This is a genomic window from Streptomyces asiaticus (genome assembly GCF_018138715.1).
GTDB classification, from domain to species: Bacteria; Actinomycetota; Actinomycetes; order Streptomycetales; family Streptomycetaceae; genus Streptomyces; species Streptomyces asiaticus.
Genome location: NZ_JAGSHX010000006.1, coordinates 5,756,653 through 5,770,440 on the forward strand (window position 1 = coordinate 5,756,653; position 13,788 = coordinate 5,770,440).

Consider the following 13,788-nt stretch of genomic DNA (forward strand, 5'->3'; position numbering starts at 1 on the left):
TAGGCTCGGCCCGTGCAACCGCTGCTGATCGTGCTCGCCGCCGCGTACGGCGCGGCCGCCGGGCTGCTCGTACCGCGCCCGCTCTACCGGCTGGCCGTCGAGCCGGAGGAGCCCTGGCGCGGCGCCTGTCCGCGCGGGCACGCGCTCACCGGCCCGGCGCGCGGCTGGCTGGGCCCCGCCCGCTGCTCGGGCTGCCGGGACGGCGAGCGGGACTACGGGACCGGCCCGGTGCTCGCCGCCGTGCTCACCGCGCTGGTGTGCGCGGGCCTGGCGGCGGCCGTCGGCGCGCGCCCCGAGCTGGCCGTGTGGCTGCTGCTGGTGCCGCTCGGGGTGCTGCTCACGGCCGTGGACCTGGCGGTCAACCGGCTGCCGGACGTCCTCACCCTGCCCATGGCGGGCGGGGCCGCGGCGCTGCTCGGCGCGGCGGCGCTGCTGCCGCACAGCGCCGGGTCCTGGACCCGGGCGCTGCTGGGCGGCGCGGTGCTGGGCGGGGCGTATCTGGTGCTGTTCCTGATCAGCCCGAGCGGGATGGGGTTCGGCGACGTCAAGCTCGCGCTGACCCTCGGGGTCGCGCTCGGCTGGTACGGCTGGGACGTGCTCTTCGTGGGCGCCCTCGCCGGGCTGCTGCTGGGTTCCTGCTGCGCCGTGGGCCTGGTGCTGACCCGGCGGGCCGGGCGCCGGACCGCGATGGCGTTCGGCCCGTTCATGATCCTCGGGGCGGGCGCCGGACTGGTGCTGGGGGCGCTCGGCGCCGGATGACATCGGCGCGCGGAGGGACGGCCGCGCCGAGATGCATGGACATCCCCTCACGAAGCGTTATGGTGGAAGCCCCCCTCGGGCCGGTCCGTACTCCCCCCCCACGGACCGGCCCGCTCTATTCCGGGCTTCTGGGGCCCAAAAGGGCGGCACGTATCCCACACGGTCGGCTACGAAGCGTGACGGGATGCGATCATTCGGCCGTCCCGGTTAGCCAGTCCCCCTGCCCCGCAGTAGGGTGTCGGCCTTGGGGCGGACTGCCATGGCGAGCCATGTGAAGCACTGAGGGGCTGGAAGACGTGAAGTTGCGCGACCTGGTGTACGGGCTCTACGCACGCCGGGTGGAAGGCCGCCTCGATCACGCCCAGGTGCCCAAGCACATCGGCGTCATCCTCGACGGCAACCGCCGCTGGGCCCGCGCGGCCGGCGGCACCACCGAGCAGGGCCACAAGGCGGGCGCCAGCAAGATCCAGGAGCTGCTCGGCTGGTGCAGCGAGACGGACGTCGAGGTCGTCACGCTCTGGCTGCTCTCCACGGACAACCTGGACCGCCCCGAGGAGGAGCTGGTACCGCTCCTGAGCATCATCGAGGGCGCGGTCCGCGACCTGGCCGCCGACGGCCGCTGGCGGGTGCACCACGTCGGCAACCGCGATCTGCTGCCCTCCCGCACCCAGACGGTCCTCAAGGAGGCCGAGCGGGACACCGAGGGCATCGACGGAATACTGGTCAACGTGGCCGTCGGGTACGGCGGACGGCAGGAGATCGCCGACGCGGTGCGGTCGCTGCTGCTGGACCACGCCACCAAGGGCAGCTCCTTCGAGGAGCTCGCCGAGATCGTCGACATCGACCTCATCTCCGAACACCTGTACACCCGTGGGCAGCCCGATCCGGACCTGGTGATCCGCACCAGCGGCGAGCAGCGGCTCTCGGGCTTCATGCTGTGGCAGAGTGCCCATTCGGAGTACTACTTCTGTGAAGTTTTCTGGCCCGCCTTCCGCAAGGTCGACTTCCTCCGCGCGCTGCGCGACTACGCCGCCCGTCATCGCAGGTACGGCAACTAGTTCCCGCTAGTAGTACCGCAGTTCACCGGCTCGGGGCCGGACGCCGGCCGGCGTCCGGCCCCGAGCCGTGCAGCGCGCTGGTTTCACAACGTTCATATCCGCGCCGTCATATGCCGTTGCATGCCCCCGCACGTTCGAGGGAATATCCCTTCCAGGTCGACGCCCTGTCCCACCTGTCCAGTTGGGCGTCGAACTGCCAGCGGACGGCATCGGGTCGTTCGCCCGGGAGGCCCTTTGCACACGGACGACTGTGCGGATCGTGCGTATGACGCGGAGGGCCGGCGCTCGGCCCTCCCAGTAGGGCCTGAGCCCGGTCCGTTCCCCGTCTGCGGCGGGGACACCTCACTCCCGCGACGCCGTCGCACCCCAACCTCTCCCGAGGGGGTTCGTCCACCCGTGGTGACCAGCAAGAAACGCCGCGAGCACGACCGGCGCACCTATGTCCTCGACACCAGCGTCCTGCTGGCCGACCCCAATGCCATGGCCCGCTTCGACGAGCACGAAGTCGTGCTGCCGGTCGTGGTGGTCACGGAACTGGAGGCCAAGCGGCACCACCCGGAGCTCGGGTACTTCGCACGGCAGGCGCTCCGCCTGCTGGACGAGTACCGCGTCCGTTACGGCCGTCTGGACGCCCCGATCCCAATCGGGGAACTGGGCGGCACGCTGCGTGTCGAGCTCAACCACTCCGACCCGGGCATCCTCCCCGCCGCCTTCCTGAACCACGGCGGCAAGGTGGGGGACAACGACTCGCGGATCCTCGCGGTCGCCAGAAACTTGCAGGCCGAGGGGTACGACGTCACCGTCGTGTCCAAGGACCTGCCGCTGCGCATCAAGGCGTCCTCGGTGGGGCTGCTCGCCGAGGAGTACCGCGCGGAGCTGGCGATCACCGACTCGGGCTGGACCGGGATGGCGGAGCTCGCCGTCTCGGCCGAACAGGTGGACGACCTGTTCGCCGCCGAGACGGCGTATGTCCCCGAGGCGGCCGGACTGCCCGTGCACACGGGCCTGGTGCTCCAGTCCGAGCGCGGAAACGCGCTGGGCCGGGTCACCCCGGACGGGCAGGTGCGGCTGGTGCGCGGCGACCGCGAGGCGTTCGGCATCCACGGGCGCAGCGCGGAGCAGCGCATCGCCCTGGACCTGCTGCTCGACCCGGAGGTCGGCATCATCTCGATGGGCGGCCGGGCCGGCACCGGCAAGTCGGCGCTGGCGCTGTGCGCCGGTCTCGAGGCCGTGCTGGAGCGGCGTCAGCACCGCAAGGTGATGATCTTCCGCCCGCTGTACGCGGTGGGTGGCCAGGAGTTGGGCTATCTGCCCGGCACCGAGGCCGAGAAGATGAGCCCTTGGGCACAGGCGGTCTTCGACACCCTGTCCGCGGTGACCAGCGCCGAGGTGATCGAGGAGGTCGTGGGGCGCGGGATGCTGGAGGTGCTGCCACTGACGCACATCCGCGGCCGCTCGCTCCATGACGCCTTCGTCATCGTCGACGAGGCCCAGTCACTGGAGCGGAATGTGCTGCTGACCGTTCTGTCCCGGATCGGCGCCAACTCCCGGGTGGTGCTCACCCACGATGTGGCGCAGCGGGACAACCTCCGCGTCGGGCGGTACGACGGTGTGGTGGCGGTCGTCGAGAAGCTGAAGGGGCATCCGCTGTTCGCGCATGTCACCCTGACCCGCTCCGAGCGTTCGCCGATCGCGGCGCTGGTGACCGAAATGCTGGAGGACGGCCACATCTGAGCCGGTTGAGTCGTTTGCGGCCACAGGGCGCCGCGCGGAAAAGCCAACGAGCTTAGCCGCGCGGCGTCTTGGTGCGCGGGGATTTCCAGAAATCCTAGGGCGTAAACAGGATGTGAGCTTTCACACCTGGCGGGGAATTGCCTACGGGGCTCCGCGTCCGGCAGTGTGTGGGTTCTGTCAGGCCCCGCATACGGCACACCAGTACCCCCAGCGGTACCGAGCATCAGCAGTAACAGAATTGAACAGCGTTCGCCGTATGCCGCCCGAGCACCTCGAGGATCTCCCGCGGGGGATCCCCACCGGGCCCGTGCCTCCCGTGACCAGCCAACCCCATCGCACCACCGGGGACGGAACAAGGGGAGGACAGCGCCAGGGGCACGATTGCGCCCGCGAGGTCACCTAAGCGGGCGATGCTGGAAGGAAACCGAGTGAGCCGGATTTCGGTCCGGGGATTCGCAGTGGCTTCGGCCACCGCGGTCACCACTGTGGGCGCCGTCGTCGGCGTCGCCGCGGGCGGACAGCAGCAGCAGGGCTCGTCCGACCCGATCGAGGCGACCGCCGCCGATTCGACGCTCCTTGCGGACATACCTGCTGGGCAGCAGGCCGTCGCGCAGACCGCATCCCTGACGCAGCAGGCGGACGTCCAGTCCACCGCGGCCGACGCGGAGGCGCGCAAGTCCGCAGAGGAAGCAGCCCGCAAGCAGGCGGCCAAGGACGCGAAGGCCAAGAAGGCCGCCGCGGACAAGGCAGCCGCCGAGAAGCTGGCCAAGGAGCGCGAGGCCAAGGAGAAGAAGAAGGAGGAGGTCGCGAGCCGTTCGGCGTCGCGTGACGCCTCCAGCTTCCCTCAGCAGGCTTCGTACACCGTGGCCGAGGTCCAGGCGATGGCGCGGCAGATCGTGCCGAGCGGCCAGTTCCAGTGCTTCAGCAACATCGTGGACCACGAGTCCACCTGGAACTACAAGGCCAGCAACCCCTCGTCGGGTGCCTACGGTCTGGTGCAGGCGCTGCCGGCCGGCAAGATGGCCTCGGCGGGCGCCGACTGGCAGACCAACCCGGCCACCCAGATCAAGTGGGGCCTGAACTACATGAACGAGCGCTACGGCAGCCCGTGTGACGCTTGGTCGTTCTGGCAGGCCAACGGCCACTACTGAGCCTTCGACCGGGCCCCGCCCGGTAGCGGCCCAGCATCGAACGCTTCACGAAACCCCCGGCTCAGGTCGGGGGTTTCGCGCATCCTCAGCAGGTAACGTCTCCTTGACGGCCTAGGGGGAAACTGGGGGTAGGAAACGAGAAATGTCCAAATTGCCGCAGTGGATCGGCAGGCTGGGAACCGGACTTACCCGGCTCGCCCACCGGCTCGAATCCCAACAGGCCGAGATGAGGGGGCGCGAGGGCGACGGCGACACCGGCCCGCGGATGCCACCGGGGCCCGGACCGGGGCCCGAACGGGGAGCTGAACCGAGGCCTGGACCGGGGCCCGGACCATCCGAAGAGCGCGCGCGGGCCACCGAAAGCGCCGAGGGCCGGAAGAGCCCGGAAGGCCCCGAGAGCCCGGCGAGCCCCGAGACCCCGACCCCCGAGGGCGCCGAGACCCCCGAGGGCGCCGCCGGGGAGGGCGAGACCGCCCGGCCGGAGCAGCCGGCCAGCGTGCCCGCCCCGCCCGCCTACGCCCCAGCCGTCTCCGCCAGACCCGACCCGGTGGCCGCCGTGCCCTGGGGTGTCCGCGTGGCCGCCGAGGCGGCCTGGCGGCTGCTGGTGCTCGGCGGCACGGTGTGGGTGCTCATGCGCGTCATCAGCTCCGTCCAGCTGGTGGTGCTGTCCTTCACCGTCGCGATCCTCATCACCGCGCTGCTGGAGCCCACCGTCACCCGGCTGCGCCGACGCGGTGTGCCGCGCGGGCTGGCCACCGCGCTCACCTTCATCGCCGGATTCGTCGTCATGGGCCTGGTCGTGTGGTTCGTGGTCTGGCAGGTCATGGAGAACGTCGACGAGGTCTCGGGCGAGGTCCAGGCCGGTATCGACGATCTGCGCCGCTGGCTGCTGCACAGCCCGTTCCATGTGACCGAGAAGCAGATCAACCATGTGGCCAAGAGCCTGCGCGAGGCGGTCGGCGCCAACACCGAGCAGATCACCTCGGCGGGGCTGGAGGGCGTCACGGTCGTCGTCGAGGTGCTGACGGGCATCCTGCTGACGATGTTCTCCACGCTGTTCCTGCTGTACGACGGCCCGAAGATCTGGAACTGGACGCTCAAGCTGGTCCCCGCCCGGGCCCGCGAGGGCGTGGCGGGCGCGGGCCCGCGCGCCTGGTCGACGCTGACCGCGTATGTGCGCGGCACGGTGATCGTGGCGCTGATCGACGCGATCTTCATCGGCGTGGGGCTGTTCTTCCTCGATGTGCCGATGGCCGTGCCACTGGCCGTCTTCATCTTCCTCTTCGCCTTCATCCCGCTGGTCGGTGCGGTGGTCTCCGGCGCGCTCGCGGTGGTCGTGGCGCTGGTCACCCAGGGCGTGTTCACGGGGGCGATGGTGCTGATCGTGGTGCTGGCCGTCCAGCAGCTCGAGGGCCATGTACTCCAGCCGTTCATCCTCGGCCGGGCGGTGCGGGTCCATCCGCTGGCCGTGGTGCTCTCGGTCGCGGCCGGTTCGCTGATCGGCGGCATCGGCGGCGCGGTGGTGGCCGTTCCGCTGGTGGCGGTCGCCAATACGGTGGTCGTCTACTTGCGCGGCTACAGCCAGGAGAACGCCCTGCGCGCCGTCCCGGGCCCGCACGGCGCCACCGCCTCCGGTACGGCGCCCACCTTGCCGCCGGGCGCGCCGCCCGGGGAGGGCGGGGCCTGATGATCCGGCCCGGTGCCACGGGCCGATGGACGAACGCCGAAGGGCGGCCCCACCGATCGGTGGGGCCGCCCTTCGAGTGTCTACGGGACTCTTCGGGTCAGCCGCCCGCGGCCAGGACGCCCTCGGCGTCCAGGGTGGCGCCGACCGCCTGAAGCACCGAGGCGATCTTGAAGGCTTCCTGGATCGTCTCGCGGTCCACGCCCGCCTTGCGGAGCACCTGCTCATGTGAGTCGAGGCACATTCCGCAGCCGTTGATAGCGGACACGGCCAGCGACCACAGCTCGAAGTCGACCTTCTCCACGCCCGGGTTGCCGATGACGTTCATCCGCAGCCCCGCGCGCAGGTTGCCGTACTCCGGGTCGGACAGCAGATGCCGGGTCCGGTAGTAGACGTTGTTCATCGCCATGATGGCGGCCGCCGACTTGGCGGCGGTGTACGCCTCCGGCGAGAGGTTGGCCTTGGCCTCCGGCTCCAGCTCGGTCAGCACACGCGCCGAACGCGAGGCGATCGCGCAGGCCAGCACGGTGCCCCACAGCTGCTGCTGGGGAAGGTCCGAGTTGCCGATCACCGAACCGAGGTTCAGCTTGAGGTCCTTGGCGTAGTCCGGCAGCGCGGACTTCAGCTCATCGAGTGCCATGGCGAATCAGCTCACTCTCCGGAGAGGAGGGCCACCGGGTCCAGGGTGTCCTCGCCCTTGCTCCAGTTGCAGGGGCACAGCTCATCGGTCTGGAGGGCGTCCAGCACCCGCAGGACCTCCTTGGGGTTACGGCCCACGGAACCGGCCGTCACCATGGTGAACTGGATCTCGTTGTTCTGGTCCACGATGAACACGGCGCGCTGCGCGAAGCCGTCCTCGCCCTCGATACCGAGGTCGCGCATCAGCTCGTGCTTGGAGTCGGCCATCATCGGGAACGGCAGGTCGCGCAGGTCCGGGTGGTCCTTGCGCCAGGCGTGGTGGACGAACTCGGAGTCGCCGGAGAAGCCCAGGATCTGGGCGTCACGGTCGGCGAACTCGTCGTTCAGCTTGCCGAAGGCCGCGATCTCGGTCGGGCACACGAAAGTGAAGTCTTTCGGCCACGCGAAAACGACCTTCCACTTGCCCTCGTAGGTCTTGTGGTTGATCTGCTCGAATTCCTTGCCGCTCTCCAGCGACACGCAGGCGGTCAGGTCGTACTCGGGGAACTTGTCACCGACGGTGAGCACGCGTACTCCTTGCAGCTTTCGCGTAGGAAAGACCCGGTCGTCCGGGTTTCCTGGGGTTGGACGGTCCTACCTTGGCACAGAGTGCATTGATCAGTGAAATAGCTACACTCGGTGGGGTTGATTGGAGGTGGCTATCAGTGGCCGCATCACCCACACCGCCCGGCAAACCGCGTCAGCCGAGTATTTCCCAGCTCAGGGCCTTCGTCGCAGTTGCGGAGCAGCTGCACTTCCGCGATGCCGCCGCCGCCATCGGGATGAGCCAGCCCGCGCTCTCGGGCGCCGTCGCCGCGCTCGAGGAGGCACTCGGTGTCCAGTTGCTCGAGCGTACGACGCGCAAGGTGCTGCTCAGTCCGGCGGGGGAGCGGCTGGCGGTCCGTGCACGCACCGTGCTCGAAGCGGTCGGGGAGCTGCTGGAGGAGGCCGAGGCGGCGCGGGCGCCGTTCACCGGTGTGCTGCGGCTCGGGGTGATCCCGACCGTGGCGCCGTATCTGCTGCCGACCGTGCTGCGACTGGTGCATCAGCGCTACCCCCGGCTCGATCTCCAGGTGTACGAGGAGCAGACCGCCTCGCTGCTGGAGGGGCTGACCCACGGCCGCCTGGATCTGCTGCTGCTCGCGGTGCCGCTCGGCGCGCCCGGGGTGGTCGAATTGCCGCTGTTCGACGAGGACTTCGTGCTGGTCACCCCGCGGGACCACTGGCTGGGCGGACGCGATGACATCCCCCGCGAGGCGCTCAAGGAGCTGGATCTGCTGCTGCTCGACGAGGGCCACTGCCTGCGCGACCAGGCGCTGGACATCTGCCGTGAGGCGGGCCGCACCGAGGGCACCCCGGTGACCACCAGCGCCGCCGGGCTCTCCACCCTGGTGCAGCTGGTCGCGGGCGGGCTCGGGGTGACGCTGCTGCCGCGTACCGCGCTCCGGGTGGAGACCGCGCGCAACGACCATCTGGCCACCGGCGACTTCGCCGATCCGGCGCCCGCCCGCCGGATCGCGCTGGCCATGCGGGCGGGCGCGGCGCGCACCGAGGAGTTCGAGGCGTTCGCGGAGGCGCTACGGGAGGCGCTGCGGCCGCTGCCGGTACGGGTCGCCCGCTGAACATGCGTGCGGGGCCGATCCGCCTGAACATGCCACCGGGGGCCGTTCCCGCAGGTGGGAACGGTCCCCGAAGACGGCTGGAGTTCCTACTCCGTCCGCAGACCCTCCGGCCGCATCATCCGCCACAGCGGCGGCAGGCTGACCAGGGTCACCAGCAGGATGACCCCGCCGCCGACGCCGGTCATGGTGGAGAGGCCGGTCCAGTCCACGGCCAGCGGCTGGCCGACCATCTTCAGCAGCATCACGCCCAGCGCCAGCCCGCCCGCGATCGACAGGGCCAGACCCAGCACCACCGGGACCGCGGTCTGCCAGAGCACGGACCAGCTGAGCGTGGTGCGCCGGGTGCCGAAGGCGACCAGGACGGACAGCAGCCGCTTGCGTTCGCGGAGCTGCTCCAGGGTGGTCACGATCATGCTGGCCCCGATGAGCAGCAGGGTCGCGGTGGCGCCGATGAACAGGGCCTTGCGGATGGCCTGGAACTCATCCGACTGCGAGGTGCTGGTGAGCCGCATGACATCCATCGCCGGGGAGAGCGCCGCGCTGGTGTTGCGCACGTACTCGACCCCGTCCGGGACCTTCCGGTCCAGCCGGATCATGGCCGACGCCTGGGGGTCCGGCAGATCGGCGGCGTCGAAGGCGCCGGGGGTGGCGAAGATGCCGGTGCGTTCGCCTCCGGTCGGGTCCTGCCGGGGCTTCGTCTTCGTGGCCGAGCGGGGGATCGTCCACAGCTTCTTCTTGCGCAGGTCAGGCGTACCGTCCTCGCGGTAGGCGAGGTTGACCTGGGCGCCCGGTTTGGCGAAGCCCTTCCCTTCCCCGTAGTAGCTGGGCGAATCGACGAGGAAGACATCGCCGTTCTTGCAGCTCGTGACGCGGACCACCTCGCGGAGCGTGGGGCAGTCGGCGACGGTGATGGCCTCCTCCGGGACCGACGACGGGTCGTCCTTGCTGCGGTGCACATCGGAGACGTAGTCCTCGGTGACACCGAGCAGATCGCGCACGCCCTTGGTCGCACGGTACTGCGCGAAGGCGTCGCGGGCCTGGTTGCCGTCGCTCACCGGGACGTTCGCCATCAGCTGGGCGCGGTTCGGGTCCTGGCCGGTGTCCTCGGTGTTCTGGGCCCCCACGCTGGCGAAGAGCATCTGGAGCGCGATGGCCCCGGCGACGGCGACCGTGATGCCGCTGACCGCGCGCGAGGCGGTGCCGCTGCTGAGCTGGAGCCGGCGGGTGGCGAGCTGCCAGGGCACCGAGCCCCTGCCGCCGAACCGTTCCACCACGGCCTCGACGACCCAGGGCAGCAGGGCGGTGATGCCGATGAGCAGCAGGACGGCACCGGCCGCGGCCTGGTACGCCTTCATGTTGCCACCGCCGCCGCTGCCGGCCCCGAAGCCGCCCGCGAGCGGCAGCAGCAGAGCCATGCCCAGCAGCGGCAGCAGCAGCCGCCACCACAAACGGCGGCGCTTGGGCTTGGCGTTCCGGACCACGCCCAGCGGCTCGATGGCGATACCGCGCAGGGCGATCAGCGTGACCATGACGGCCGAGGCGGGCACGGCCGCCGCGATCACCAGGGCGAGCGGGGCGCTCGGCACGATGTCGGAGGTGAAGAAGCTGATGCCCCAGACCTCGACGCTGCCGATGATCTGCCGCGCCAGCAGGAACATTCCGGCGCCGACGGCGAGCCCGAAGAGGGAGCCGAAGAGCGACTCACCGGCGGCGATCCGCCGGGTCATATGGGTGTCCGCGCCGACCAGCCGCAGCGCGGCCAGCCGCCGGTCGCGTCGCTCACCGCCGAACCGGGCCGCGGTGGCGATGAAGATGAGCACCGGCAGCAGCAGCACCACACAGCCCACGATGATCAGCAGCAGCAGCGCGGGGTCCAGGGGCTCGCTCTTGCCCTTCTTCTCCTTGCCCCAGTGGTCGATGTGATAGCTGGAGTTGACGTGGCCGAACGCCTTCTGGGAGATCCCCGCGTAGTAGGTGAGTTCGGTCGGGCCGGACAGGCCGCTGTCGCCGATCACCCCGATGGCGCGGTACGGGAACCGGTCCCGGAGCAGCTTGCCCTCGTCGGAGTCGAGCAGCTTCTTCAGCGCCGGGGACACCCACATCTCACCGGCGGCCGGTATCCGGTCAATGCCGGGCGGCAGGGGCGGCTTGCCCTTGCCGTCGGGGGCCATGACCATGCCGCCGATGTCCCGGTCGCGATAGGTGGTCCCCGCGCTGGCGATCCGGATCGTCTCGGGGCCGGGCTTCACCTCGGTGTCCATGAAGCTGAGCGCGGAGCGGGCGTCGCCCCGGTCATTGCGCTCCTGGTACATGTGGGGGACGGAGGAGGCCAGCAGCAACAGCGCCACCCCCAGGCCGACGCCCACCGCCGTCATGATCGTCCTGGCCCAGCTCTCCCGGCCGCCGGTGACCGCGAACCGGCCGCCCATGGCCAGATCGGCGGCCCAGCGGGCGACGGAGACACGGGAGCGTGGCTCCTCCGCCGGGGCGTCCTGGCCGCTCATCGGACCCCTGCCATGTCCCGGGCCTTGCCGTCGCGGACGACGACCTCGCGGTCGGAGTAGGCGGCGACCCGGGCCTCATGGGTGACCAGCACCACGGCGGTACGGGACTCCCGGGCGGCCTCGGTCAGCAGCTCCATCACCCGCTCCCCGTTGAGCGAGTCCAGCGCACCGGTCGGCTCGTCGGCGAACAGCACCCGCGGCCCGGTGACCAGCGACCGGGCGACGGCGACCCGCTGCCCCTGACCGCCGGAGACCTCGCCGGGCCGCTTGTGGGCCACATCGGCGACCTCGAGCCGCTCCATCCACGCCGCCGCGCGGGCCTCGGCCTCCTTGCGCTTGGTGCCGTTCAGCCGCAGTGGCAGTGCGACGTTCTCCACACAGCTCAGCTCGGGGACGAGCTGGCCGAACTGGAAGACGAAGCCGAACTCGCCGCGCCGCAGCCCGCTGCGCTCGGCGTCCGAAAGGGCGGTCAGCTCGCGCCCGTTGTAGTGGACGGAGCCGGAGTCCGGCTTCACGATCCCGGCCAGGCAGTGGAGCAGCGTCGACTTGCCCGAGCCGGAGGGGCCCATGACGGCGACGACCTCGCCGGGGTGGATGGAGAAGTCCGCACCGTCCAGGGCGGGGGTGTGACCGTACGTCTTGTGCAGGGACGTGGCGATCAGCAAGGAGCCTGCCGGGGTCATGAACGCACCGCCTTGGCGAGTTGGCCGAGGCGGGCGGCGGTGAGTTCCAGCCAGCGCAGATCGGCCTCGAGGTGGAAGAGGGCGTGGTCGCAGATGAGTTGGTCGGTGAGGTCGCCGCCGCGCTTGCGCTGGGTCAGATCGCGCATCAGCCGCAGATGTTCGGCGCGCTGGACGTCGAGGAGATCGGCCGCGTCGCGCCCGGTGAGCAGGGCGATGATGACCTTGGTGTAGAGGACCGACTGGAGATAGGGCTCGGGCTTCTCGGGCTGGGTGAGCCAGTGCTCCACATCGGTGATGCCCGCGTCGGTGATGGCGTAGCGCTTGCGCTCCGGGCCACCGCCGTGCTCGATGCCGTCGACCTCCACCAGGCCGTTCTTCAGGAGCCTGGACATGGTCGAGTAGACCTGCCCGTAGTGCAGCGGGCGGTCGTGTCCGAATCTTTCGTCGAAGGCTCGCTTGAGGTCATAGCCGTGGCGCGGGCCGCCTTCGAGGAGTCCGAGCAGGGTGTGGCCAATTGACATGCCCAGCACTCTACACCATGCGTATACCTGGAGTGTATAGCTGCGCCGAGGCGTGCGTTGCCGCAGGTCGGAGGGGGTTCGGCTGGGGTCAGGGCTGGCGCGGCTCGCGGCTGGTGCCCTCCGGGCCCTCGGTGGGGTCCGTGCCCTCCGCGCCCTCGGCGGGCCGCCTCGGCGGGCGGCCCCGGCGTGGGATCGGGCGCGCCGCGCCGGGCAGTCGGCCCGCGTCCGCGAGCGCCTTGCGCAGCAGGAACTCGACCTGCGCGTTGGCGCTGCGCAGTTCGTCGTTGGCCCAGCGCGCGAGGGCGTCATGGACGGCCGGGTCGAGCCGCAGCAGCATCTGTTTGCGCTGCCGCGGCTGTCGTGCCGTGCGCCCGCTCTCGTCCGTCACTGGTACAGCGTGCCCGTGTTCAGAACGGGCTGCGGGGAGCGGTCCCCGCAGAGCACCACCATCAGATTGCTGACCATCGCGGCCTTGCGCTCCTCGTCCAGCGCCACGATCTCCTCCTCGGCGATCCGGGCCAGCGCCGCCTCGACCATGCCGACCGCACCGTCCACGATCTGCCGCCGCGCGGCCACCACCGCGCCCGCCTGCTGGCGCTGGAGCATCGCGGAGGCGATCTCGGGGGCGTAGGCGAGGTGGGTGAAGCGCGATTCGATGATGCGGACACCGGCCGCCTCGACCCGGGCGTGCAGTTCGATAGCGAGCTTCTCGGTGATCTCCTCGGCGTTGCCACGCAGCGAGAGGGCGCCCTCCTCATGGGCGTCGTACGGGTACTCGATGGCGATGTGCCGGACGGCGGCCTCGGTCTGGGTGGCGACGAACTCCAGGAAGTCGTCCACCTCGAACATCGCCTGGGCGGTGTCCTCGACCTTCCAGACGACGACCGCGGCCAGCTCGATCGGGTTGCCGTAGGCGTCGTTGACCTTGAGCACCGCGGTCTCGTGGTTGCGCACCCGGGTGGAGATCTTCTCCCGGCTGGTGAGCGGGTTCACCCAGCGCAGCCCGTCGGTGCGGATGGTGCCGCGGTAGCGGCCGAAGAGCTGGACCACCCGGGCCTCGCCCGGCGCGATGGTGTTGAGGCCGCACATGGTGAGGATCGCGGCGAGGATCACCAGGATGCCGGAGACGATCAGCAGCGTGGACCAGGCGCCCTTGTGCTCGGCGGCGACGGCGGCGCCCGCGAGGATCAGCCCGACGCCGCCCGCGAGTCCGGCCAGGCCCCCGAGCAGGGCCAGCCCGCCGCTGACGTTGTGCGCGGGCCGCTCCCGGACCCGGGGCTCCGGGAGGGGTGGTATGTCGGCCTGGTCGGTTATGGGCTCTGTTGAGGTGGCGTCGGACATGGAGGCTCCCCGCTTCGTTCGGTGGTGCGTCTAGCAAAGTGATAGCACATTAC

13 protein-coding genes are annotated in these 13,788 nt (G+C 70.6%); 6 read left to right on the forward strand and 7 right to left on the reverse strand.

The genetic code is table 11. From position 1 onward, the window contains the following. Positions 1–12: 12 nt before the first annotated feature. From KHP12_RS32115 to KHP12_RS32135, 5 genes are all read left to right on the forward strand, one after another. On the forward strand, positions 13–759 hold the full coding sequence (locus tag KHP12_RS32115; protein WP_210609790.1) for a prepilin peptidase: 747 nt from the start codon (positions 13–15) through the stop codon (positions 757–759). A gap of 296 nt (positions 760–1,055) precedes the next feature. After that, complete coding sequence (locus KHP12_RS32120) at positions 1,056–1,817, forward strand: isoprenyl transferase (protein WP_037950620.1); 762 nt, start codon at positions 1,056–1,058, stop codon at positions 1,815–1,817. Positions 1,818–2,213: 396 nt separating this feature from the next. Beyond that, positions 2,214–3,551, forward strand: coding sequence for an RNA 5'-3' helicase PhoH2 (phoH2, locus tag KHP12_RS32125; protein ID WP_086881655.1), 1,338 nt, complete (start codon positions 2,214–2,216; stop codon positions 3,549–3,551). A 428-nt stretch (positions 3,552–3,979) separates the two neighbouring features. Continuing rightward, positions 3,980–4,702, forward strand: a complete 723-nt coding sequence (locus KHP12_RS32130) for an aggregation-promoting factor C-terminal-like domain-containing protein (protein ID WP_455712905.1) — start codon at positions 3,980–3,982, stop codon at positions 4,700–4,702. 142 nt (positions 4,703–4,844) lie between these two features. Then, complete coding sequence (locus tag KHP12_RS32135; protein WP_086881653.1) at positions 4,845–6,389, forward strand: AI-2E family transporter; 1,545 nt, start codon at positions 4,845–4,847, stop codon at positions 6,387–6,389. Between the two features lie 97 nt (positions 6,390–6,486). Here KHP12_RS32135 and KHP12_RS32140 read toward each other — a convergent pair whose 3' ends face one another. Together KHP12_RS32140 and KHP12_RS32145 are read right to left on the reverse strand one after the other, a co-directional pair. Then, positions 6,487–7,026, reverse strand: coding sequence for an alkyl hydroperoxide reductase (locus KHP12_RS32140; RefSeq protein WP_037960309.1), 540 nt, complete (start codon positions 7,024–7,026; stop codon positions 6,487–6,489). A gap of 11 nt (positions 7,027–7,037) precedes the next feature. Further along, entirely contained in the window at positions 7,038–7,592 is a 555-nt protein-coding gene (locus KHP12_RS32145) for a peroxiredoxin (protein WP_037960307.1), read from the reverse strand. A gap of 137 nt (positions 7,593–7,729) precedes the next feature. Here KHP12_RS32145 and KHP12_RS32150 point away from each other — a divergent pair, with 137 nt between their 5' ends. Continuing rightward, entirely contained in the window at positions 7,730–8,686 is a 957-nt protein-coding gene (locus tag KHP12_RS32150; RefSeq protein ID WP_086881652.1) for a hydrogen peroxide-inducible genes activator, read from the forward strand. A gap of 86 nt (positions 8,687–8,772) precedes the next feature. Here KHP12_RS32150 and KHP12_RS32155 read toward each other — a convergent pair whose 3' ends face one another. The 5 genes from KHP12_RS32155 to KHP12_RS32175 all read right to left on the reverse strand — a co-directional run bounded on the left by KHP12_RS32155 (position 8,773) and on the right by KHP12_RS32175 (position 13,735). Beyond that, entirely contained in the window at positions 8,773–11,190 is a 2,418-nt protein-coding gene (locus KHP12_RS32155; RefSeq protein WP_086881651.1) for an ABC transporter permease, read from the reverse strand. Beyond that, the gene (locus tag KHP12_RS32160) at positions 11,187–11,873 is read right to left on the reverse strand and encodes an ABC transporter ATP-binding protein (RefSeq protein WP_086881650.1); all 687 of its coding nucleotides are present in this window, start codon (positions 11,871–11,873) and stop codon (positions 11,187–11,189) included. Before KHP12_RS32160 ends, KHP12_RS32155 begins: the two co-directional genes overlap by 4 nt. Continuing rightward, complete coding sequence (locus tag KHP12_RS32165; protein ID WP_037960297.1) at positions 11,870–12,394, reverse strand: PadR family transcriptional regulator; 525 nt, start codon at positions 12,392–12,394, stop codon at positions 11,870–11,872. Before KHP12_RS32165 ends, KHP12_RS32160 begins: the two co-directional genes overlap by 4 nt. Before the next feature lie 88 nt (positions 12,395–12,482). Beyond that, positions 12,483–12,731, reverse strand: coding sequence for a type II toxin-antitoxin system antitoxin (locus KHP12_RS32170; RefSeq protein WP_245011012.1), 249 nt, complete (start codon positions 12,729–12,731; stop codon positions 12,483–12,485). Between the two features lie 47 nt (positions 12,732–12,778). Continuing rightward, the gene (locus KHP12_RS32175; protein WP_086881648.1) at positions 12,779–13,735 is read right to left on the reverse strand and encodes an SPFH domain-containing protein; all 957 of its coding nucleotides are present in this window, start codon (positions 13,733–13,735) and stop codon (positions 12,779–12,781) included. Positions 13,736–13,788 lie beyond the last annotated feature (53 nt).